The organism is Brevibacterium picturae (genome assembly GCF_030453725.1).
Lineage (GTDB): Bacteria > Actinomycetota > Actinomycetes > Actinomycetales > Brevibacteriaceae > Brevibacterium > Brevibacterium sandarakinum_A.
Genome location: NZ_JAKDJU010000004.1, coordinates 1 through 22,735 on the forward strand (window position 1 = coordinate 1; position 22,735 = coordinate 22,735).

Consider the following 22,735-nt stretch of genomic DNA (forward strand, 5'->3'; position numbering starts at 1 on the left):
ACGCCGAACTCAAGCCGAGCATCGACGAGGCATACAAGACCATCGGTGGCCAGGTGACCATCCCCGGCTTCCGCCAGGGCAAGGTCCCTGCTCGAATCATCGATCAGCGCGTTGGTCGACCTGCAGTGATCCAGGAGGCCGTCAACAACGGTCTTGACGGGTTCTACCGCGAAGCCGTCGAAGAGAACGATCTCAAGCCGCTGGGCCAGCCCGAGGTTGAGATCTCAGAGGTCCCCGGCCTCGACGGCACCGAAGACGGCGACCTGACCTTCACGGTCGAGGTTGACGTTCGCCCGGCGATCGAACTGCCTGCCTACGACACCATCAGCGTCGAGGTCGACCCGATCGAGGTCACCGATGACGACGTCGATGCCGAACTCGAGCAGCTGCGTACCCGTTTCGGGACCCTGAGCTCCGTTGACCGTCCAGCAGCCAAGGACGACTTCGTGACCCTCGACCTCGTCGCCACCATCGACGGCGAAGAGATCGACACCGCCTCCGACATCTCCTACCAGGTCGGTGCCGGAACCATGCTCGATGGCATGGACGAAGCACTCGACGGACTGTCGGCAGACGAGACCACGACCTTCGAGACCACCTTTGCTGGTGGAGAGCACGCCGGCGAGACCGGTACAGTCTCCATCACGCTCAGCGCGGTCAAGGTTCGCGAACTGCCAGAGGCCGATGATGACTTCGCCCAGCTGGCCAGCGAATTCGACACCATTGATGAGCTGCGTGCGGATCTGCGTGAGCAGGCTGCCAAGCAGAAGGAGACCGACCAGGGTGCGCAGGCACGCGACAGGGTCCTCGAATCCCTGATCGAGACTCTCGACGTGCCGGTACCTGAAAAGGTCGTCACCGACGAGGTCGAGCGTCACCTCGAGTCCGAGAGCCGCCTGGACGATGATGAGCACCGCAAGGAGGTCACCGAGGAGACCGAGCGCAACCTGCGCACCCAGTTCATCCTCGACGCGATCGCCGAAGCCGAAGAGGTCGAGGTGACACAGCCCGAACTCATCGAGTACCTCATCTCTGCTTCACAGCAGTACGGCATGAACCCGAACGAGTTCGCGGAGATGCTCGACAGCTCCGGACAGGTCAACGCACTGGTCGGAGAGGTCACGCGCCGCAAGGCGCTTGCCGCCGCCCTCGCCGGAGCCGTCGTCAAGGACACCGAAGGCAATGTCGTCGACATGGAGGAGTTCACCTCTGCTCCTGAGGACGATGCAGCCGAAGAATCTGACGAATCGGCCGAGGGTGCTGACGAGGACGTCATCGAACCCGATGCAGTGACCGAAGGCGACAAAGCGAACTGACCTCGGTCCGCCTCGGCGGTGAGAAATCAGTGAACGGTGGGCACGGAATATTCCGTGCCCACCGTTTCACGTTGACTCTGCAGCCTGCACCTGGGTGCTTCAACGACCCCGTTCACTCCCAGCAGACGCGAGTGAATCCGATGAACGATCACGCTGATGGCGAACACAGGCGATCCGTCGGACTAAATTCGACCGATGAGCAGTTAGAGTCCATATCAAGCCAACCAAAGACCAACAGGAGTGAAACGTGAGCGCACACGAAATGACAGCGCCCGTCGGCCTCGACGCCGGTGGGGCAATGGGTCTCGACGACCATATTTTCAACCGTCTGCTCAAAGAGCGGATCATCTGGCTCGGTTCGGAAGTGCGTGACTCCAACGCCAACGCGATCTGTGCCCAGATGATGCTGCTGGCAGCAGAGGATCCAGACGCGGACATCTCGCTGTACATCAACTCCCCGGGTGGCTCCGTGACCGCGGGGATGGCGATCTACGACACCATGCAGTACATCAAGCCAGATGTCTCGACCGTCGCAATGGGAATGGCCGCATCGATGGGACAGTTCCTGCTGTCCTCCGGCGCACCCGGTAAACGGTACGCCACCCCTCACGCCCGCATTCTCATGCACCAGCCTCTGGGCGGCATCGGCGGCACAGCCACAGACATCAAGATCCAGGCCGAGCTCATCCTGCACATGAAGAAGCAGATGGCAGAGCTCACCGCCGAACAGACCGGCAAGACCCTGGAACAGATCCTCAAAGACAACGACCGCGACCACTGGTTCACCTCCGAAGAAGCGCTCGAATACGGCTTCATCGACAAGATGGTGGCCCGTTCGTCCGACGTCACCGACAACTGAGTGGGAGTCAAGGAAGAATGAATTCAATGAACTTTATGCCTGGGTCCACTGCCGGCAACATGCCGCAGTCCCGCTATGTCATGCCCCAGTTCGAAGAGCGGACTCCCTACGGCTTCAAGCGCCAGGATCCCTACACGAAGCTCTTCGACGATCGCGTCATCTTCCTGGGTGTCCAGGTTGACGACACGAGTGCCGACGACGTGATGGCCCAGCTGCTGGTCCTCGAATCGCAGGACCCGGACCGCGACATCACGCTCTACATCAACTCACCCGGTGGCTCGTTCACCGCTATGACGGCCATCTACGACACGATGCAGTACATCAAGCCGGAGATCCAGACGGTCTGCCTCGGTCAGGCCGCCTCCGCCGCCGCTGTTCTGCTCGCGGCCGGCACCCCGGGCAAGCGTTTGGCTCTGCCCAACGCCCGCGTCCTCATCCACCAGCCCGCGATGGAGGGCCAGGGTCAGGGACAGGCTTCGGACATCGAGATCCAGGCCGCAGAGGTCTTCCGGATGCGCCAATGGTTGGAGACGACTCTGTCGGGGCACTCCAACAAGTCTCCGGAGCAGGTCTCCAACGACATCGAACGTGATCTCTTCCTCACCGCCGAACAGGCGAAGGACTACGGCCTCGTCGACCAGGTGCTGACCTCTCGCAAGACGGTCTGAGACACACGACCATCTTCGGGTCCGGACAGTTGAATGATGCTGTCCGGGCCCGAAGCGGTCTGGGCTGCGAAGTTGCCACCGAGTGCGGCGCCGAGTAGTTTGGGCCTTCCCGAGAGCTTGGGTGTGATCGCGTTCTCCGACACACCGAATGACGTTTCTGGCCGGTCATGTCAGTCTCGTATGGGAAGCTATTGAGGTACAGGAAACACGAGCGGTAGAGTTGGGGCCAGGCGCCCCGGCGGAAGGTTGTGACAGTGGCTCGCAGTGCGGACGGAGCAGACCTGCTCAAATGTAACTTCTGTGGGAAATCACAGAAGCAGGTGCGGAAACTCATCGCCGGACCTGGGGTCTACATCTGCGATGAATGCATCGGTCTGTGCAACGAGATCATCGAAGAGGAACTCAGCGAAGGCACCTCAGAGCACGCCGAGATCGAACTGCCCAAGCCGCGCGAGATCTTCGATTTCCTGCAGGAATACGTCGTTGGTCAGGAGCCTGCGAAGAAGGCTCTGTCCGTTGCCGTGTACAACCACTACAAGCGCATCCGCTCCCTGCAGGGAGATGAGGAGACAAAGACTCTGGGTTCGGAGGATGCCGAGGTCGAGATCGCGAAATCCAATATCCTCCTCGTGGGGCCCACCGGTTCTGGAAAGACCTATCTGGCGCAGTCACTGGCGAAGCGGCTCGATGTTCCCTTCGCCGTTGCCGACGCCACAGCGCTGACCGAAGCAGGTTACGTCGGCGAAGACGTCGAGAACATTCTGCTCAAACTCATCCAAGCCGCGGACTTCGACATTCAGAAGGCCGAACACGGCATCATCTACATCGATGAGATCGACAAGATCGCGCGGAAATCGGAGAACCCCTCGATCACCAGAGACGTCTCCGGTGAAGGCGTGCAGCAGGCGCTGTTGAAAATCATCGAGGGAACCCAGGCCTCCGTCCCGCCGCAGGGCGGCCGCAAGCACCCACACCAGGACTTCCTGCAGATCGATACCACGAATGTGCTCTTCATCGTCGCGGGCGCCTTTGCAGGTATGGAAGAGATCGTCGCCGGCCGCAAGGGCAAACACGGCATCGGATTCGGAGCACTCCTGCAGTCGAAGAACGACGAAGAGGACCTCTACGCCGATATCCTCCCGGAAGATCTCCTGAAGTTCGGGCTGATCCCTGAGTTCATCGGACGTGTTCCGGTTCTGGCCACAGTTTCCACGCTCGATCGTGCGGCACTGATCTCGATTCTCACCGAACCGAAGAACGCCTTGGTCAAGCAATACCAGCGCATGTTCGAGTTCGACAACGTCGAACTCAAGTTCGAGACCGATGCGCTCGAGGCGATTTCGGACCTCGCGTTGCTGCGGGGGACCGGGGCACGGGGACTGCGGTCCATCCTGGAAGAGGTCCTGCAGTCGGTCATGTTCGATGTTCCCTCGCGAGAGGACATCGCCGAGGTGGTCGTGACCAAGGATGTCGTGGACAAGAATGTGGCCCCCACACTGGTGCCGCGCGAACAGTCACGGACGTCCAAGAAGTCGGCCTGACATGCCTGCGTAGATGAGGCTGTTCGCGGATACCAGACCCCTCAGATACGCCGACTTTCGCCGGCTCTGGTCGGCCAACATCGTCACTGTCATCGGTGCCCAGATGACTGTCGTCGCCATTCCGGCACAGATCTACCACATCACCGGGTCCTCCGGCTACGTGGGCCTCAGCGGCATCTTCGGACTGATTCCGCTCGTCGTGTTCGGTCTGTGGGGTGGCTCCCTGGCCGATGTCATCGACCGGCGCAAGCTGCTCATCATCTCCACGGTCGGTCTCATAGGTGCCAGTGCCCTGCTGGCTGTCATCGCAGTCATGGAGCTGGGCAACGTGTGGCTGCTGCTCTCGGTGTTCTCACTCCAACAGGCCTTCTTCGGCCTCAACCAGCCGGCCAAAGGCGCCCTTCTTCCGACCATCATTCCACTCGAGCTCCTCCCCGCCGCCAATTCCCTCAATATGACGGTCATGACCTTGGGTGCGGTGGCGGGCCCGGTCATCGGCGGTGCGCTGATCCCGGTCTTCGGCTACCAAATGCTCTACATCCTCGACGCACTGTTCCTGGCCACCACCCTCTACGCTGTGCTGAGGCTGCCTGCACTGGTGCCTCGGAAACAGCCCGATACACGGTCCGGTCTCAAAGGGGTCATCGACGGCTTCCGTTACCTGGGAACGAACACCGTCGTCATGGTTTCCCTGCTCGTCGACGTCATCGCCATGGTCTTCGGGATGCCGAGGGCGCTGTTCCCACAGATCGCCACCGAAACCTTCGGAGGCCCTCCGTCCGGCGGCATCGTCTTCTCACTGCTCTTCGCATCTCTGGCGGCGGGCAGCGCGCTGGCAGGAATCTTCTCGGGTTGGGTCTCACGCGTCGAACGGCAGGGCCTGGCCGTGATCATAGCGATCCTCGTCTGGGGTTCGGCCATGACACTGTTCGGGCTGTCCCTGGAGTTCGCCTCTGGGTTCTGGACGGCAGCGCTCATCGTGGCGCTGATCGGTCTGGCCATGGGCGGTGGTGCAGACATCATCTCCTCCGCCTTCCGGTCCACGATGCTGCAGGAAGCCGCCAGCGATGACATGCGTGGGCGCATGCAGGGCGTATTCATCGTCGTGGTCGCGGGTGGTCCGCGCATCGCAGATGTGCTGCACGGAACCGTCGCGGAGGTCACGACCACAGCCATCGCCACCGTCGGAGGAGGCCTCATCGTCATCGTGCTCGTCATCGCCTGTGCACTGATCTTCCCGACGTTCCGCCGGTACCGCGTGGATCGCGGGGGAGCGAACCGGTCACGGACACCCGTGACCTGAGCTCCAGCACAGCGCAACGCGGCCGAGGCAAGCCCGAGACGATCCGGTATATCATCGGGGCGTCTCGGGCTCGACATGCGCAGATGCTGGAACACTCTGTGCCAGAGTGCCTCAACCTGATCGGGCTAGGCTTGGGCGGAGTACACGGCGTTCTCAGCAGGCTGGACGACGACGAAGCCGGGACCGTGGAAGGCAAGCTGAACGGATTCCCCTGAGCCGCGCCCGAAGAAGGTCCCCACGCTGACGTCGGTCTTGATCTGCGGTGCCAGAGCCGAAGACCAGCACACGGCCGACTGCGGGTCGACGAAGGTCGGCTGCTGCGAGCAGTCGAGGACCATGGGGGAACCCTTGCAGCAGATGGCGGCAGTGCCCACACCGTTGAGCTCGAGGTTGAACAGTCCGGAGCCGCTGACCATGGCACCGACTCCGCCCTTGATCCTTTTGATCTCCCAGTTGAGGGCGTCGTCGAAGGCCAACAGGTTCGACGTGTTGACCGTCAGCGCATCCTGTTGTCCCTCCAACGACATCATGAAGATGTTCGATGCCTCGCGAGCGAAGAACACTTCGCCGTGGCCTTCAGCCTTCATGACGTTGCCGCCCTCACCCGTGGCGGCCTTCTTCATGAACTGTCCGACCGATTTCGAACCCTGGTGTGTGAACTGGACGTCGCCCTGGTAGGCGACCATGGCACCCTTCGTCGCGATCATGGGTGCGTTGGGGGTGATCACGGTACGCAGCATCTTGTTCGATTGCAGAGTCCAGCGTTCCTGGTTCTGGATCTCCGCATTCCGCTGCGAAAACAGTTCACTTCTCATAGTTCAAGGGCCTTTCATCCGTGAAGAAGTCCGATACTCCTTCAGCTGTCGAATCCATCGTATGTTCCCAGGCCCTCAAAGGCCCGGAGATTTCTGTTCTGATCCTGGAACAGAAATCTCCGGGAACGCGACGTGCGTGCTCAGTCCTGAGCGACGAAGTCGATGGCGGCAACCGTGATCTCTTCGCCCTTGTCCTCCGTGTCGAGATGCTGAACGCGTCCCGCAGCAGTCAAGTCGGCATGGGCGCTCTCGATCGCGGCAACGACAGGGGCCGGAGCATGAATGGTGAGGCTGCGCACCTGCGTCTTCTGGGAGACCTTCGCCTCGGTCTTCACCCGTCGGATCTCGGTGAGCACAGAGGCGACAGTGGCCAGCAGCTCGGGATCCACAGACGAACCAGGCTGTGTCAGCTGCTCGTCTCCTGGCCATGGTGACCTGTGCACAGATCCCGTCCGCCACCACGACCAGACCTCTTCGGTCACGAAGGGCATGATCGGAGCGAACAGGCGCAGCAGCACGTCGAGAGCAGTCGCGAGTGTGACATGGGCAGAGAGCTGGTCATCGTCGCCCGTGGAACCGTACGAGCGGTCCTTGACGAGTTCGACATAGTCGTCGGTGAACTCCCAGAAGAAGCTCTCCGCGGCACGCAGAGCGTGCGCATAGTCATAGGCCGCCATATGCGCCGAAGCGGTCTCGACCACATCGGCGAGCTTCTTCAGCAACGCCCGATCGAGATCATGGGTCACCGATCCGAGCTGACCGACAAGACCGGAATGCACACCCTGAGCCAGCGCGAACTTCGACGCGTTGAGCAGCTTCATAGCCAAACGGCGACCGATCTGCATCTGCGTCACGTCATAGGCCGTGTCGGCGCCGAGCTTGGCGCTGGCGGCCCAATAGCGCACCGCGTCGGGACCGAATCCCGGCTTCGCTTCGCCGAGGATGTCCGAAGGGACGACGACATTGCCCTTCGACTTCGACATCTTCTTGCGATCCGGGTCGAGGATCCACCCGGAGAGGCCGGCATGCTTCCAGGGCGCAGCATCATTGAGCGAGTTCGCCCGGACGACCGTCGAGAACAGCCAGGTGCGGATGATGTCATGGCCCTGAGGGCGCAGATCGAAGGGAAAGACCTTCGAGAAGAAGTCTTCGTCGCGGCTCCAACCACCCAGCAGCTGCGGGGTCAGAGATGAGGTCGCCCAGGTGTCGAGGACATCCGGATCGGCCGAAAAACCACCGGGGACGTCACGTTGGTCGGCGGTGAAGCCCGCCGGAACCTCGGCGATGGGGTCGGTCGGAAGGGACTCGGGGATGATCGGATCCGAGTAATCGGGCTCTCCAGCCGAATCCAAGCGATACCACAGTGGAATCGGGACACCGAAGTAGCGCTGTCGCGAGACCAACCAGTCGCCGTTGAGATTCTCCACCCAGTTCTCGTACCGGGAGCGCATGAACGCCGGATGCCACTCGATCTCGCGTCCGCGTGCGATGAGGGCGTCGCGGAGTTCGGCCGAACGACCGCCGTTGCGGATGTACCACTGGCGCGATGTGACGACTTCGAGGGGTTTGTCGCCCTTCTCATAGAACGGCACAGGGTGGGTGATGGCTTCGATGTCGCCGATGAGATCACCGGACTCGGAGAGCATCTCGGCGATCTCCTTGCGAGCGGTGAACGTTGTCTTTCCCGCCAGCTTCTCGTAGTTGGCGACGGCATCTGCCTTCGGCGACGCCGCGATCCAATCGGGGACCTCGAGATTGAGTCGACCGCCGCGGTTGATGACCGCGCGCGTCGGCAGGTCGAGCTCACGCCACCAGGTGACGTCGGTGAGGTCGCCGAAGGTGCACACCATGGCAATGCCGGTGCCCTTGTCCGACTTCGCGAGCTCGTGGGCGCGAACGTCGACACTGACTCCGAACAGAGGTGAGACGACCGTGGTTCCGAAGTGGGAGGTGTAACGCTCATCTGCGGGATGAGCCACGAGTGCCACAACGGCCGGGATCAGCTCCGGACGGGAGGTGAGGATCACGAGTGGTTCCGCCGAGGTGTCGGCGAGGCCGTCGGCATCTTCAGGGTAGAAGTTCACCTTGTGGTAGGCGCCGTCCTTCTCACGATCTTCGAGCTCGGCCTGCGCGACGGCAGTGCCGAAGGTGACGTCCCACATCGTCGGAGCATCCTGAGAGTAGGCATGACCGTTCGCCAGATCGGTGAGGAAGGCCTTCTGGCTGACGGAACGGGAGGTGTCATCGATGGTGCGGTAGGTATAGTTCCAATCCACGGACAGGCCCGTGGAGCGGAAGAGATCTTCGAAGACGTGCTCGTCCTCAGCCGAAAGCGTCTCGCAGAGTTCGATGAAGTTCTGGCGTGAGATCTTGACGAAGTCACGTGAGTTCTTCGCAGGCTTCGCCGGCGGCTCGAAGTTCGGATCGTAGCTCTGGGTGGGGTCGCAGGTGACCCCGTAGTAGTTCTGGACCCGCCGTTCCGTGGGCAGCCCATTGTCATCCCAGCCCAGGGGGTAGAACACGTTCTTGCCCTGCATGCGCTGATACCGGGCGATGATGTCGGTCTGAGTGTAGGAGAAGACGTGCCCGACGTGCAGCGACCCCGAGGCCGTGGGCGGGGGAGTGTCGATCGAATAGACCTGCTCGCGATTCGTATCGACGTCGAAGGCATAGACCCCGTTGTCGCTCCACGCGGCGTCCCATTTGTCCCGAAGTCCCTCAAGAGCCGGCTTGTCCGGCAGGTTCACTGACTCGTGCGTCGAGTCCGAAAAGGCAGGTGTGTTCATAGTTGCTGATTTTCTCACCCGGGAGGGCTGGGGCCAAACCGATCACATCTCGTGAGCGTACTTCGGTGCTGAGGCCGGAGGACACACGCTGAACGGAGTGTGAGACGCATCAGTGATCGACAATGAGAATATTGAGCCATGGCGCCCTTGGACAGAATCGGATCAGAGAACCTGCCGCCCACGTCGACCGCGTGGATGAACCCGGCCCGCGCGATCGCGATCGTGGCAGTCGTCGCGATCCATTCGCTGGGAACTGTCGTCGAAGAGAACTACCCGTCCCTGGGCCCCGATTGGTGGGTGGCCAATGGTTTCGATTCTGCCGCGCGTTGGTCGGTTCCGGTATTCATCATGATCGCGGGAGCACTGGCACTGGACCCGGCACGCGGCAGCCAGCCCCGCAGGTTCCTCAGCAAGCGTGTGTGGAGAATCGGGATCCCCCTCGTGTTCTGGACAGCCGTCTACGTCATCTTCAGGCGCTTCTATCTGCTCCCTGCCGACGATGGCTGGAACCCGGGACTCGCTATCCTGACCGGTTCCCCCTTCGTCCAGCTCTACTTTCTCTATGTGCTCGCCGGCCTGACGCTGCTGACACCGTTCTTCCGACTGCTCAGCGTCCACGGATCGCGGCGTCTGCAATGGGGAACAGGACTCATCTTCTTAGGAATCGGCATGCTCGACCAATTGGCGAGCATCATCTTCGACGTGGGTGAGGCCAATATCGCCACACGTTTTCTGCCGATGGCCGGCTTCTACATCCTCGGGTGGGTGCTGCGGGACGTGGTGCTGTCGTCTCGTGGGGTGATGCTGTCTTGGCTGGCGTTTGCCGGCTCGATTGCGATCACCATCGTGTGGGCCGGAATCGGCCCGGGCGAGAAGCCGTGGATCTTCCCCTACGAGTACCTCTCTCCGGGAGTGGTCGCAGCCTCACTGTCTGCCTACCTCCTGCTCCACCACCACATGAATACCGGTTTCCGGCTCCTGCACTGGTTCTACCCGTACTCTTTCGGGGTCTTCCTGCTCCACCCGCTCGTGCTCTACCCCATCCGCAACGCCATGGGTCTGCCTGCGACCGTCCCCGGCGTTCTCGTCCATGCGATCGCGATGCCGATCGTCTACACGATCATCTGCGTCGTCGTGACCTGGTTGGCGGTCAAGATCCCCGGCGTGCGCGCCGTCTTCGGTGAAGGGGGACCGCGCAATCCCCATTCGAAGCCGACGCCCAGGCCGCCGCGTGCGATGAAGAGGACCCAAGCACCGGTGTCAGCACAGACGCCCGAGCCTGACGAGACGAGCCATCCGGATCACAGGCCCGACCCGGGGCCCACCGGCGGTTAGCGTGTGAAGGCCTCTGCCCGCCTCGTGCGGACAACAGTAGACTGAGAACTCACCTCACCGATCGTGCCCACGATCGGGCGCGGCACCCCCAGGATCAGACGCGGCGCCGGGAACTACCCAGATGAATGGAGGAGTACAGCGATGGAGACACTCAGAGCAGTCGTGACAGGCGCGAGTTCGGGAATCGGCGCCGCAACCGTGCGCCGGCTGCGGGAGCAGGGTTGGGACGTCGTCGCCGTGGCACGGCGAGAAGAGAAGCTGCGTGCACTGTCGGAGGAGACCGGCGCCAGCTATCTCGTCGCCGACCTCACCGACGACGCCGCAGTCGCCGGTCTCGCCGGCGAAGTGCTGGCTGGGGGACCGGTGCATTCGCTGGTCGCCAATGCGGGAGCCGCCTTTGGCACCGATACCGTCGCCGAGGCCTCAGTTGACGGGTGGCGTGACATGTTCGACGTCAACGTCCTCGGAGTCCTTCGAGTCGTCAAGGCGTTTCTTCCCGCGCTGATCGAGTCAGGGCGCGGAGACATCGTCGTCATGTCCTCGACCGCCGGACACCAAGCCTACGAAGGGGGAGGCGGATACGTCGCGGCCAAGCACGGCACACACTCGATCGCCGCGACGCTGCGACTCGAACTCGCCGGCGAACCCGTGCGCGTGATCGAGATCGCCCCCGGTATGGTCGCCACCGAGGAATTCACCCTGAAGCGGGTCGGCGGCAGTCAGGACAAGGCCGACAAGGTCTACGAAGGCGTGGAGAACCCGCTCACCGCCGACGACGTCGCCGATGCCGTCGTCTACTCACTGACCCGACCGCACCACTTCAACGTCGACCTGATGGTGATCAGACCGATTGCGCAGGCCGCACAGCACAAAGTCGCTCGCAACAAGGGGCTCTGAGCTCGGGAGTCTGATGACGCGGACGGGCGAGTGGTCGACACCCCTGGGCAAGGTATACGATTGAGGGTGCAGTGATCCGGCCATCACCGGGGAGCATCCGGAAGAACAGTGCAATCATCTCTCGGCGACGACATCGGCCGGCGATAGGGCACCCAGTAGAACCGGGCGGTTGGACCCGTCATCACTCCGGCTATGAGCGATCCGCTGATCGTCCGTCGCACCCGACGGTCTTTCGGTGCGGATAAGCGAGGTGGTACCGCGGCAGACATGTCGTCCTCGTGACAGTGACCGCAGTGACTGAAAAAGGACGCTCATGACGCAACCGTTGTATCCCAAGGTGTCGACCTCGGCCTTCGGCCTCAGTGCCTCGCCGAACTTCCCGGCCATCGAGGACGCCGTGCTCGACTACTGGAAACAGGACGACACATTCCAAGCCTCGATCGATCAGCGCGACGCCGGCGAGAATGGTGAGAATGAGTTCGTCTTCTACGACGGTCCTCCCTTCGCCAACGGTCTGCCCCACTACGGTCACCTCCTGACCGGTTACGTCAAGGACGTCGTTCCCCGCTACCAGACGATGCGCGGCAAGAAGGTCGACCGCCGCTTCGGCTGGGACACCCACGGTCTTCCTGCCGAGCTCGAGGCCGAGCGTCAGCTGGGCATCACGGACAAGTCCGAGATCAGCGGCATGGGACTGGCCGCCTTCAACGACGCCTGCCGGTCCTCCGTCCTGAAATACACGCAGGAATGGGAAGAATACGTGACCCGGCAGGGACGCTGGGTCGACTTCGACAACGATTACAAGACGCTCAACGTCGAATACATGGAAAGCGTGATCTGGGCGTTCAAACAGCTCTGGGACAAAGGCCTCGTCTACGAGGGCTACCGTGTCCTGCCCTACTGCTGGAAAGACCAGACCCCACTGTCGAACCACGAGCTGCGGATGGACGACGACGTCTACAAATCGCGCCAGGATCCTGCCGTGACCATCGGGTACAAACTCAAGGACTCCGACGAGTGGGTCCTCATCTGGACGACGACACCGTGGACCGTCCCCTCCAACCAGGCTGTGGCCGTGAATCCTGAGATCCCGCTGGCGGCGGTCGTCGCCGGTGAAGACGGTGCGCAGGAGCTGCAGGGCAAGACTCTGATCCTCGCCGAGGCTCGCCTCGGCGCCTACGAGCGTGAGCTGGGGGAGAACCCCACGGTGCTGCGGACCTTCTCCGGCGGTGAGCTCCTCGGGCACGAGTACGAGCCGCCATTCCCGTACTTCGAAGGCCGCCAGGATGAGTTCGGCGAGCGGATGCACACCATCCTCGAAGCCGACTTCGTGACCACCGACGAAGGCACCGGAATCGTCCACCAGTCTCCGGCCTTCGGTGAAGAGGACAAGGACCTCACCGACTCCTACGGCATCACTGCGACCCGTCCGGTCGACGACGCCGGCTGCTTCGACTCCACTGTGGTCGACTACGCGGGCCAGCAGGTCTTCGACGCCAACAAGGCCATCATCAAGGACCTGCGCAACAGCACCGGTCCCTTGACCGGCCGTTCGGCTCTTCTCATCCGCCATGAATCCTATGAGCACTCGTACCCGCACTGCTGGCGTTGCCGCAATCCGCTGATCTACCGCGCAGTGTCCTCCTGGTTCGTGCGTGTCACCGAGTTCAAGGACCGGATGGTCGAGCTCAACGAGCAGATCAACTGGGTGCCCGACAACGTCAAGCACGGCCAGTTCGGCAGATGGCTCGAGAACGCCCGCGACTGGTCGATCTCCCGCAACCGCTTCTGGGGTTCACCGATCCCGGTGTGGACCTCTGATGACCCCACGTATCCGCGCACCGATGTGTATGGATCCTTGGCCGATATCGAAGCCGACTTCGGGCGTCTTCCGGTCAACGACCACGGTGAAGTCGACCTCCACCGCCCCTGGGTCGACGATCTGGTCCGGCCCAACCCCGATGATCCGACCGGTGCGTCGATGATGCGTCGCATCCCTGAGATCTTCGACGTCTGGTTCGACTCGGGATCGATGAGCTACGCTCAGGTCCACTACCCATTCGAGAACTCGGAATGGTTCGACAACCACTTCCCGGCCGACTTCATCGTCGAATATGTGGGACAGACTCGTGGCTGGTTCTACCTCCTGCATGTGCTCTCCACAGCGATCTTCGACCGACCCGCATTCACCAACTGCATCTCCCACGGCATCGTTCTGGGATCCGACGGAGCGAAGATGTCGAAGTCGCTGCGCAACTATCCTGACGTCAACGAGGTCTTCGATCGTGACGGCTCCGATGCGATGCGCTGGTTCCTCATGGCCTCCTCCATCCTGCGCGGCGGCAACCTCGTGGTCACAGAACAGGGCATCCGCGACGGAGTGCGACAGGTCGTTCTTCCGCTGTGGAACACCTGGCAGTTCTTCGCCACCTATTCCAACACCGCAGACGGGGCAGCCGGCCAGAAGGCCGGCTACCAGGCCGAAGCTCGTTACGACTCGAGCCAGGTCCTCGATCGGTACCTGCTGGCGAAGACCCACGACCTGATCGCACAGTTCTCAGATGCCATGGAAGGCCTTGACATCTGGGCAGCCTGCGAACTCGTCCGCAGCTACCTCGACATGCTCACCAACTGGTACGTGCGCCGGTCGCGGCGCCGCTTCTGGGACGGCACCGAGGCGACTCACGAGTCCTTCGACGTCTTCTACACCTGTCTCGAGGCCTTCTGCCGGGTCGCAGCCCCGCTGCTGCCATTCACCGTGGAAGAGATCTACCGCGGTCTCACCGGCCAGCGGTCGGTTCACCTGGCCGACTACCCGGATGCGGGTCTGTTTCCGGCCGACGACGAACTCGTCTCCGCGATGGATCTGACCCGGGACATCTGCTCAACGGCGTCGTCCGTGCGCAAGGCCAACAAGCTGCGGGTGCGCCTGCCCTTGGCCAAGCTCACCGTTGCCGATGACACCGACCTGGGCACCGATTTCACCGACATCATCTCTGATGAGCTCAATGTTCGTGAGGTCGAGGTGCTCGACGTCGCCGAGGCCGAAGCCGCAGGTTTCTCCTTGTCACAGACCCTTGTGGTCAATGCCCGCGCCGCCGGCCCCCGACTGGGCAAGCAGGTGCAGCAGGTGATCAGGGCCTCGAAGTCCGGCGACTGGTCGGTGGCCGACGACGGCACCGTCACCAGCGGAGGAATCGATCTGGTCGAGGGCGAGTACACCGTGGACTCCGTGGCCGAGTCGGGTACGGAGGGGATGGAGCTGGCAGCGCTGGACTCCGGCTTCCTGGCTCTCGACACCCGTGTCACCCCTGAGCTCGAAGCCGAAGGCATGGCCCGTGACACCGTCCGCGCTATTCAGGGAATCCGCAAACAGTTGGATCTGCACATCTCGGATCGGATCACGGTGACCATCGAGGCGGAGCCGGATCTGGCCGCCGCGCTGGGAGGCCACCGGGACCTCATCGCCGGCGAGACACTGGCGACTTCGCTCGATTTCGCTGCGGTTGACAGTGACGGACAGGTCTTCACTCCGGAGGAGCTGCCGGCCGGAACACGACTCGCTGTGAGCCGAGCATGAGCGCGGAGGAGCGCGACGAGCAGTCTGAGTCTCAGCTCGTCCGCGTGTACGCAGCATTGCTGGCGCGAGCGGGGGAGACCCAGATCGAGGTCCGACTCGATGCGACCCGCCGGGCGTGTGAACTCCTCGGTGACATTCATCAGGCGGCGCCGGTCATCACCGTCACCGGGACCAACGGCAAGACCTCGACCGCAGCGATGATCGACTCGATCGTGTCCGCCCACGACCTGCGGGTGGGCCGTTTCACCAGCCCGCATCTGCATTCGGTGACCGAGCGGATCTCTGTCGACGGAGGACCCGTGTCGGCTGAGGCATTCGTGCGCATCCACGATGAGATCTCACCGGTTCTCGAACTCGTCGACGCAGAGCTCGTCGCCGAGAGCCGCGGAAGGCTGACCTTCTTCGAAGCACTGACGGTGCTGGCCTTCGCTGTCTTCGCCGACGCCCCCGTCGACGTCGTCGTGACAGAAGTGGGAATGGGCGGCGAATGGGATTCGACGAACGTCGCCGATGCACAAGTCTGCGTCTTCACCACGATCGGACTCGACCATCAGACGTTCCTCGGCGACACACTCACCGAGATCGCCACCACCAAGGCCGGAATCCTCAATCGCAGTATCGATCCTTCTCCGGCCCCGAACCCGGTGGCTGTCATCGCCGAACAGGCAGACGAGGCCCAGACGGCTGTGGACGCCGAGGTGGAGCGTCGTCACGTTCTCGCCTTGACCGAGGAACGCAGCTTCCGTCTTCTCGACCGAACACGAGCGGTCGACGGGCAGCTCATCACCGTGCAGGGCATGCGCGATGTCTACACGGACATCTTCCTGCCTCTGCACGGCAGTCATCAGGCCCACAATGCCGCTGTGGCTCTGGTCGCGGCCGAGGCATTCCTCGGTGATGAGGACAAGCCGCTGGTCCTCGACACAGTGGCCGAAGGGCTGTCCCATGTGACGTCTCCCGGCCGTGCAGAGCTGGTCCGGACAGGTCCGGCAGTGGTCGTCGACGGGGCACACAACCCCGATGCCGCCCATGTGCTGGCCGAGACCATCACCGAGGCGTTCGACTTCGACTACACCGTGATGGTCTTGGCGATGTTCGCTGACAAGGACGTCCACGGTGTCCTGGAGGAGCTGCATCGCAGCGCCGATGCGTTCGTCGTCAGCGAGGCACTGAACTCCCGCGCGATGGATGCCCACGAGCTTGCCGAGGCGGCCCGCGAATGGGTCGATGAGGACTCGGTGATCGAGACGCCGGATCTCAACGCAGCCCTGATGAAGGCCATCGACCTGGCGAACAGCTCCGGGGCGACGAGCCCGGGGATCGTCGTCACCGGTTCACTGCACACCGTCGCAGAGGCCCGTCTGCTGCTCGGCAAGGAGGAGTGAGTCGTGAAATCGAAATTCCCCGTCCTCTGCGGCTCGATCCTCATCTGTGAGCTCTTCATCGTCTACTTCGCGGTGCTCACCGCCTACGGTCTCGAGGTGAAGGCCGCCGAGTCACTGTCTCTGGGCCAGCTTCTGCTCGGCGCTTCAGTGATCGCGGTTCTCGCGATCGTGTCTGCCGTGCTGCTGCCGCGGCGGATCGGACAGAAGCGCCCAGGCGTGGCACTGGGATGGGCCGTGCAGATCCTCCTGCTGGCCTCCGGGTTCATCGTCACTTCGATGTTCTTCGTCGCCGCGATCTTCATCGCCATGTGGGCGGTGACGGTGTACTGGTCGGCCAGGATCGACAGGGAAGTGGCTGAACGCGCCTGAACCGCCTCGGCGGCGGGACGCAGCGAACACAACGGCGGGTAAACTATGACCGCCGATCATTGCACAAACGAAAAGGACCGGAATGGAACGCACTCTCATCCTCATCAAGCCCGACGGCGTCGCACGAGGACTCGTGGGACAGATCCTCGCTCGCATCGAAGCCAAGGGATATGCCATCGACGCTCTGTCGCTGCGGACAGCGACCGCGGATGAACTCTCCGCGCATTACGCAGAGCATGAGGGCAAGCCCTTCTACCAGCCCCTCGTCGACTTCATGTCCGAAGGACCGATCGTCTCGCTCATCGCCTCCGGTCAGGGAGTGATCCCCGGGTTCCGCTCGCTGGCAGGGGCCACCGATCCCACGGCCGCGGCGCCGGGCACGATTCGCGGCGATCTGGGTCGCGACTGGGGAGAGAAGGTCCAGAAGAACCTCGTCCACGGCTCCGATTCGGTCGAATCGGCCGAACGTGAGATCGGAATCTGGTTCCCCGCCTGATCGATCTCAGCGCACGAGCGCGGGTGCCCTGCCGCAGATCTTCGCAAGGAGAGTCTGCGGCACGGCACCCGCGCTCTTTGTCATGTGCTGTTCAGAACATGGTCGAGAAGTAGTTCCAGAACTGAACGACGATGCATGCGGCGATGACGAGCATCCACAGAACGAAGATCGCGACGTTCTCCTTGGCCAGGACTCTGGCGATCGGATTCCGTGCGATCCCCGCGCCGAAATTGCCGGCGAGGGCGTTGTGGGCGGTCACGGCGACGAACATCGGAATCGTCATCGTCCACACCACCATGCACCACGGGCAGCCGACGCCGATGACGTAGATCGAGATGTAGAACAGGAACATGACGAGAACGGTGCCAAGTGCCAGCCCGATGTTGAGTCCGACCATGACCCATCCCGGAATCTTGGCCCCGGCGATGAGCAACACGCCGAGCAGGAACGGAAATATGAAAGCACCGATTCCCAGGAGCTGATTGGGGAACCCGAACAGCTGACTTTCGGCCGCTTCCATGACAGAACCGCAGGAGAAGAACGGGTTGAGGTCGCAGGAGAGCACGGCGTTCGGGTTCTCCAACTTCTCGTACTTCTCGACGGCAAGGGCGAAGGAAGCCAGGAAGCCCACGACGGATCCGACGATGAGGAAGATGCCGAGCGTCGTCGGCCGCAGCACCCAGGATCGGGCCAGCGGCACGTTGTCGATGTCGTCGTCAGGAAGAGTATCTGCGGTATTCACACTCCAAGAATGCCTCCCCGGGCACCGAGCGGCAAACGGGCGAACTGAGATTTGTCACAGACCGGGGTGACGCAGACCACAGAGACCTCGGTTCGGGCGAGGCACTTCGACTGATCTGTGACATAATGATGAGACGGATACTTGTTCTCACACCGAACAGGAGAAGTGCCTCCACCGAGTCGAGGGTACTACCTCGCAGGTCGACACCAAGAAGAGGCAGCACCGAGGGCCTACGCGCTGAGCGCGAGCCGGAAGTGCCATCCACAAGTTTCGGTCCGACTTGGACCATGCAAGGATCCGAAGATCCGTGGGGTGTGGACGGAGTCTTCGGTCTGGGAGAAATGATGAATGACGCGTCGAACGACGGAAGCGAAGCAACAGAGGGCATCCTCGCGGACCTTGCCAATCTGCAGCAGTCGGTGAACACAGCAGACTCCTCTCATGACGATGTCGACGACAGCATCAGAGAGAAGCTCGATGACATTGCAGAGGCCGCGGAGTCACTGCGCATTCCCGAGCCGAACGATGATGACTCGGACGATGACGATGAGGACGCCCCCGAGCCGAAACGCAGTCCACCGAAGAAGGCCCCTGACTCAGCGGCGAACAAGGGACTCGTCTTCGAGCAGTTCGTCCGGGACTCCGCTGACGATGCGCAGGACAGCGGCCGCGGCAGGGGCGAGAGCGATCACACTGACGCCGATGAGAACAGTTCCGCAGGCTCTGCCGCGGACGACGATTCCTCGGCTCCAGCCCCCGCATTCGATCCGCGCAACCCCTTCGCCGCACCGACTGCGCAACCCGCACCCGCCCCTGCCAGTGCCCCTGCCGTGCCACACGACGGCGGACTGATCTTCCAAGTGCCCAAGGCCGAGCTCGCTCAGCCCGTCCAGGTCGAGAACGACACCGACGATGATGACGAAGACTCGGACGACTCCGGGTCATCCGACGACGACAGGAACCACTCGAAGCACGACGGCTCCGACGACAACGATTCGAATGATTCCGGGGGCCGTCGCCGACGCCGCGGTGGCCGTGGCCGCCGCTCCCGCGGACGCGAGGACAATGGGAGTGACTCCGACGCGGACGATTCGTCGTCCACCGGAGACGATTCCTCCGACGATGATTCCGAGTCCCGCTCGAACAGTCATGAGTCGCGCTCCGGCAATCGCTCGGACAAGAAGACTCAGCAGGCAGACTCGAACAAGGCTGCAGATGCCAAACCCTCTGAGGACAAGCCCTCTGGCAAGCAGGCGGAGAAGTCCAACGACTCCGCCGATGACGATAGCGACGATGATGACGACAGCGGTTCTCGCCGTCGCCGCCGTCGTCGCTCGCGCTCACGCGGCACGGACAACGATGAAGTGACCTCGCTGAAGGGCTCAACTCGCCTGGAGGCCAAACGGCAGCGCCGTAAGGAAGGCCGCGAAGCCGGCCGCCGTCGACCCGTCATCACCGAGGCCGAATTCCTCGCCCGCCGTGAATCGGTCGATCGGACCATGCTGGTGCGTGAGAGCGGCGAACAGACACAGCTGGTCGTCGTGGAAGACGGGATCACCGTCGAGCACTACCTCAAGGAGAACCGTGCGCAGTCCTCCCTGATCGGCAATGTGTACCTCGGCAAGGTGCAGAACGTGCTTCCGAGCATGGAAGCCGCATTCATCGACATCGGCAAGGGCCGCAATGCTGTGCTCTACGCCGGAGAGGTCAATTGGGACGCTCTGGGCATGGACGGCAAGGCACGCCGCATCGAGGTCGCACTCAGCCCCGGCGACGCGGTTCTCGTTCAGGTCACCAAGGACCCGATCGGACACAAGGGTGCTCGGCTGACCAGCCAGATCTCCCTACCTGGACGTTTCCTCGTCTACGTGCCGGGAAACTCGATGACCGGCATCTCCCGCAAGCTGCCCGACGTTGAGCGCAACCGTTTGAAGAAGCTGCTCAAGGAACTCGTCGGTGACTCGAACGGAGTCATCGTGCGCACCGCTGCCGAAGGCGCGACCGACAAGGAACTCGGCAGAGACGTCGAACGACTGGCCAAACGATGGGAAACCATCGAGAAGAAGTCGAAGTCGACGAAGGTGCTGGCCCCTCAGCTCCTCTACAGCGAGCCGGATATGATCGTGCGGATCATTCGCGATGTCTTCAATGAAGACTTCTCATCCCTCGTCATCGACGGTGACGGCGCCTGGGACACCATTCACGAATATGTCGAGGCCGTGGCACCGGACCTTCTCGAACGCGTTCACCGCTACAGCGAGGACGAAGGCATCTTCGATCACTACCGGGTCGAAGAGCAGGTGCAGAAGGCGCTGCAGCGCACCGTGAACCTGCCATCGGGCGGCTCCCTGGTCATTGATCGGACCGAAGCAATGACGGTCATCGACGTCAACACCGGCAAGTTCACCGGTTCGGGTGGAAACCTTGAAGAGACCGTGACCCGCAACAACCTCGAGGCGGCTGAGGAAGTCATCCGGCAGGTGCGCCTGCGTGACATCGGCGGCATCATCGTCGTCGACTTCATCGACATGGTCCTCGAGTCGAACCGGGATCTCGTCGTGCGTCGACTCGTCGAGTGCCTGGGGCGTGACAGGACCAAGCATCAGGTCGCCGAGGTGACCTCTCTGGGTCTCGTGCAGATGACACGCAAGCGCATCGGCACCGGGCTCGCCGAGTCCCTGGTCAGTGCCGGGGCAGACCTGTCCGGCCGCGGGCTGTTGTTGCCGGGTTCGGAAGAGGACGGTTCGAAGGCACACCACGGCAATCGGTCATCGAACAGCGACAACTCGAACAGCAAACGTGATCGAAAGCGTCGCGGTGACAACAAGCCGTCGTCGAAGGCCAATGATTCCGCCGGCCAATCCGATGCCGCGACCAACGACGCCTCACGTTCGGCCGTCGCCGCCATCGCCAAGGCCACGCTGAAGAAGGGCGAGGCCGAGTCCAAAGACACCGGGAAGGCAAAGGACTCACCGTCGTCGACCGACTCCCAGTCATCGCCGAGCACCGACACCTATGACGAATCGCGGGGCGGCGAGTCCACCGACTCGAACGGCAGCGGCAAGTCCGGCCGGTCCCGTACCCGCGCGAGCAGGAAGCGGTCGAACGCACAGACTGCCGAAACGTCTGAGCCGGCGCAGGACCAAACTGCACAGGGCAAGTCGGCCCAGAACACGCCGGCTCAGGACAAGCCGGTGCAGGCAAACAAGCCGGAAGTCCCTGCTGCCGAGCTTCCGCTGATGATCGGAGCCGACACTGCGACCAAGGTTGCCACGGCCGAACCGGTCAAGGCAGCTCCGCGACGGAAGCCGGCCGCCAAGGCCGAACCCGAGAATGAGTCGGCCCAGGAGTCCTTGCCGACCTCGTTCGTCATCATCGGCGAAGACTGACCACATCGAATGCAGTTGTCTGACTGACACGAGCACACAGAGAAGAGGCGTCCCGCCACCGATCATTGCGATCGGCGGCGCGACGCCTCTTCAGTCTGTGCTGATGACGTTCAGCTGCCGGATTCCTGATTCCTCGTCGTGCTGATCGTCGGTTGAGCTGCCTGATCGCCGCAGAGGACGATCATCAGGTTCGACACGAGATCGCTGCGTTCGAGCTGACCGAGCTTGACGATTCCACGCCCCTCAATCTGCTCGATGGCGGTCTCGACCATGCCGACAGCACCTTCGACGATGAGCTGACGCGCTGCCACGACGGCCGTCGCCTGCTGGCGCTGGAGCATCGCACGCGCGATCTCAGCAGCGTACGCGAGCTGTGTGATGCGGGACTCGATGACGGTCACACCCGCGGCAGCTACACGTGCAGCGACCTCGTTGGACAGCTTCGACGTGATCTCATCGGCGTTGTCGCGCAAGGACATCCGGTTCGGGTCCGAGGAATCGTAGGCATAGGAGTTTGCGATGTGACGCACGGCGGTCTCAGCCTGAATGGCGACGAACTCTTCGAAGTCGTCGACCTCGAACAGGGCCTGAGCGGTGTCTTGCACCTGCCAGACGACCACGGCTCCGATTTCGATCGGATTGCCGTCGAGGTCGTTGACCTTGAGCGTGGAGGTTTCGTGATTCCGAATGCGTGTGGAGACCTGAATCTTCGAATACAGGGGGTTGACGAAGCGCAGACCCGACTGGCGCACAGTGCCGACGTACCTCCCGTAGAGCTGGAGGACGACAGCATTGCCCGGAGCCACAGAAGTGCATCCCTTGAACATGAACATCGCGGCGATGAAACAGAGCACGGCCACCACAATGAGGATGATCCCGACCACAGCCTGGGCAACGGTCATGATGAGGCCGAAGACCGCAAGCAGAAGTGCCAGAAGGAGCAGAACCACGGCACCGACGATGGCGAAGTAGCCGGAAACACCCCCGGCAGGGCTCTCCCTGACCCGTTCGCCCTCCGGCGAGGCGATTCGCCGGGGCGGGGCAGGCGAACCTCCGAGCGGCTGCTGTGGTCGCCACTGGTGTTGGGGTTGCTGCGAACCATTCTGCTGATCGGGGACGGGCTGCTGAGGTCGCCTCGGGTCGGGGCGTCCTCCGGGTTGGACTCCCGGCGGCGGCTGCGGCGGCGGGGGAGACCCGTGCTGGTTGGGGTTCTGAGTCATGCTCTCAGTCTAGGACACGGAGTGAGACGTGCAT

Annotated in this window: 16 protein-coding genes; 12 read left to right on the forward strand and 4 right to left on the reverse strand. The window is 62.5% G+C overall.

The genetic code is table 11. From position 1 onward, the window contains the following. The 5 genes from tig to L0G76_RS00965 form a co-directional block, all read left to right on the forward strand. Positions 1-1,316, forward strand: a 1,316-nt coding sequence (gene tig, locus L0G76_RS00945) for a trigger factor (RefSeq protein ID WP_304355560.1), incomplete at its 5' end; no start/stop codon positions are given. Between the two features lie 262 nt (positions 1,317-1,578). Next, positions 1,579-2,175 carry an ATP-dependent Clp protease proteolytic subunit gene (locus L0G76_RS00950; protein ID WP_304355606.1) on the forward strand — a complete coding sequence of 199 codons (597 nt, stop codon included), beginning with the start codon at positions 1,579-1,581 and terminating at the stop codon, positions 2,173-2,175. 26 nt (positions 2,176-2,201) lie between these two features. Beyond that, positions 2,202-2,843 (forward strand): ATP-dependent Clp protease proteolytic subunit, encoded by a 642-nt coding sequence (locus tag L0G76_RS00955; RefSeq protein ID WP_092101615.1) that lies wholly within the window; start codon positions 2,202-2,204, stop codon positions 2,841-2,843. Positions 2,844-3,097: 254 nt separating this feature from the next. After that, complete coding sequence (clpX, locus tag L0G76_RS00960) at positions 3,098-4,384, forward strand: ATP-dependent Clp protease ATP-binding subunit ClpX (protein ID WP_304355561.1); 1,287 nt, start codon at positions 3,098-3,100, stop codon at positions 4,382-4,384. A gap of 13 nt (positions 4,385-4,397) precedes the next feature. Then, a complete protein-coding gene (locus L0G76_RS00965) occupies positions 4,398-5,687 on the forward strand; it encodes an MFS transporter (protein ID WP_304355562.1) in 1,290 nt (429 codons plus the stop codon). A 125-nt stretch (positions 5,688-5,812) separates the two neighbouring features. Here L0G76_RS00965 and L0G76_RS00970 read toward each other — a convergent pair whose 3' ends face one another. Both L0G76_RS00970 and valS read right to left on the reverse strand, forming a co-directional pair. After that, complete coding sequence (locus tag L0G76_RS00970) at positions 5,813-6,502, reverse strand: AIM24 family protein (RefSeq protein ID WP_304355563.1); 690 nt, start codon at positions 6,500-6,502, stop codon at positions 5,813-5,815. A 140-nt stretch (positions 6,503-6,642) separates the two neighbouring features. Beyond that, on the reverse strand, positions 6,643-9,288 hold the full coding sequence (gene valS, locus L0G76_RS00975) for a valine--tRNA ligase (RefSeq protein ID WP_304355564.1): 2,646 nt from the start codon (positions 9,286-9,288) through the stop codon (positions 6,643-6,645). Between the two features lie 138 nt (positions 9,289-9,426). On the opposite strand from valS, the gene L0G76_RS00980 reads away from it, so the two are divergent. From L0G76_RS00980 to ndk, 6 genes are all read left to right on the forward strand, one after another. Continuing rightward, on the forward strand, positions 9,427-10,623 hold the full coding sequence (locus L0G76_RS00980; protein WP_304355565.1) for an acyltransferase: 1,197 nt from the start codon (positions 9,427-9,429) through the stop codon (positions 10,621-10,623). Positions 10,624-10,764: 141 nt separating this feature from the next. Next, positions 10,765-11,520, forward strand: a complete 756-nt coding sequence (locus L0G76_RS00985; RefSeq protein WP_304355566.1) for an SDR family oxidoreductase — start codon at positions 10,765-10,767, stop codon at positions 11,518-11,520. 313 nt (positions 11,521-11,833) lie between these two features. Further along, positions 11,834-15,100 (forward strand): isoleucine--tRNA ligase, encoded by a 3,267-nt coding sequence (gene ileS, locus L0G76_RS00990; protein WP_304355567.1) that lies wholly within the window; start codon positions 11,834-11,836, stop codon positions 15,098-15,100. Further along, complete coding sequence (locus L0G76_RS00995) at positions 15,097-16,485, forward strand: bifunctional folylpolyglutamate synthase/dihydrofolate synthase (protein WP_304355568.1); 1,389 nt, start codon at positions 15,097-15,099, stop codon at positions 16,483-16,485. Before ileS ends, L0G76_RS00995 begins: the two co-directional genes overlap by 4 nt. Positions 16,486-16,488: 3 nt before the next feature. Continuing rightward, positions 16,489-16,854, forward strand: coding sequence for a DUF4233 domain-containing protein (locus L0G76_RS01000; RefSeq protein ID WP_304355569.1), 366 nt, complete (start codon positions 16,489-16,491; stop codon positions 16,852-16,854). 82 nt (positions 16,855-16,936) lie between these two features. After that, positions 16,937-17,350, forward strand: a complete 414-nt coding sequence (ndk, locus tag L0G76_RS01005; RefSeq protein ID WP_304355570.1) for a nucleoside-diphosphate kinase — start codon at positions 16,937-16,939, stop codon at positions 17,348-17,350. Between the two features lie 91 nt (positions 17,351-17,441). Here the strand turns inward: ndk and L0G76_RS01010 are convergent, their stop codons facing one another. Continuing rightward, positions 17,442-18,092, reverse strand: coding sequence for a vitamin K epoxide reductase family protein (locus tag L0G76_RS01010; RefSeq protein WP_304355571.1), 651 nt, complete (start codon positions 18,090-18,092; stop codon positions 17,442-17,444). A 287-nt stretch (positions 18,093-18,379) separates the two neighbouring features. Here L0G76_RS01010 and L0G76_RS01015 point away from each other — a divergent pair, with 287 nt between their 5' ends. Beyond that, positions 18,380-21,481, forward strand: coding sequence for an Rne/Rng family ribonuclease (locus tag L0G76_RS01015; protein WP_304355572.1), 3,102 nt, complete (start codon positions 18,380-18,382; stop codon positions 21,479-21,481). A gap of 110 nt (positions 21,482-21,591) precedes the next feature. On the opposite strand, the gene L0G76_RS01020 is transcribed toward L0G76_RS01015, so the two are convergent. Further along, the gene (locus L0G76_RS01020; protein WP_304355573.1) at positions 21,592-22,701 is read right to left on the reverse strand and encodes an SPFH domain-containing protein; all 1,110 of its coding nucleotides are present in this window, start codon (positions 22,699-22,701) and stop codon (positions 21,592-21,594) included. Between the last annotated feature and the right edge of the window lie 34 nt (positions 22,702-22,735).

What these genes read in the sequence shown, in the direction of transcription:
- L0G76_RS00985 (WP_304355566.1), top strand. Translation starts at nt 10,765, where the DNA reads ATGGAGACACTCAGAGCAGTCGTGACAGGCGCGAGTTCGGGAATCGGC.
- ileS (WP_304355567.1), top strand. Translation starts at nt 11,834, where the DNA reads ATGACGCAACCGTTGTATCCCAAGGTGTCGACCTCGGCCTTCGGCCTC.
- L0G76_RS00950 (WP_304355606.1), top strand. Translation starts at nt 1,579, where the DNA reads ATGACAGCGCCCGTCGGCCTCGACGCCGGTGGGGCAATGGGTCTCGAC.
- L0G76_RS01015 (WP_304355572.1), top strand. Translation starts at nt 18,380, where the DNA reads ATGCAAGGATCCGAAGATCCGTGGGGTGTGGACGGAGTCTTCGGTCTG.
- L0G76_RS00970 (WP_304355563.1), bottom strand. Translation starts at nt 6,502, where the DNA reads ATGAGAAGTGAACTGTTTTCGCAGCGGAATGCGGAGATCCAGAACCAG.
- L0G76_RS00980 (WP_304355565.1), top strand. Translation starts at nt 9,427, where the DNA reads ATGGCGCCCTTGGACAGAATCGGATCAGAGAACCTGCCGCCCACGTCG.
- L0G76_RS01020 (WP_304355573.1), bottom strand. Translation starts at nt 22,701, where the DNA reads ATGACTCAGAACCCCAACCAGCACGGGTCTCCCCCGCCGCCGCAGCCG.
- L0G76_RS00955 (WP_092101615.1), top strand. Translation starts at nt 2,202, where the DNA reads ATGAACTTTATGCCTGGGTCCACTGCCGGCAACATGCCGCAGTCCCGC.
- L0G76_RS00995 (WP_304355568.1), top strand. Translation starts at nt 15,097, where the DNA reads ATGAGCGCGGAGGAGCGCGACGAGCAGTCTGAGTCTCAGCTCGTCCGC.
- ndk (WP_304355570.1), top strand. Translation starts at nt 16,937, where the DNA reads ATGGAACGCACTCTCATCCTCATCAAGCCCGACGGCGTCGCACGAGGA.
- L0G76_RS00965 (WP_304355562.1), top strand. Translation starts at nt 4,398, where the DNA reads ATGAGGCTGTTCGCGGATACCAGACCCCTCAGATACGCCGACTTTCGC.
- valS (WP_304355564.1), bottom strand. Translation starts at nt 9,288, where the DNA reads ATGAACACACCTGCCTTTTCGGACTCGACGCACGAGTCAGTGAACCTG.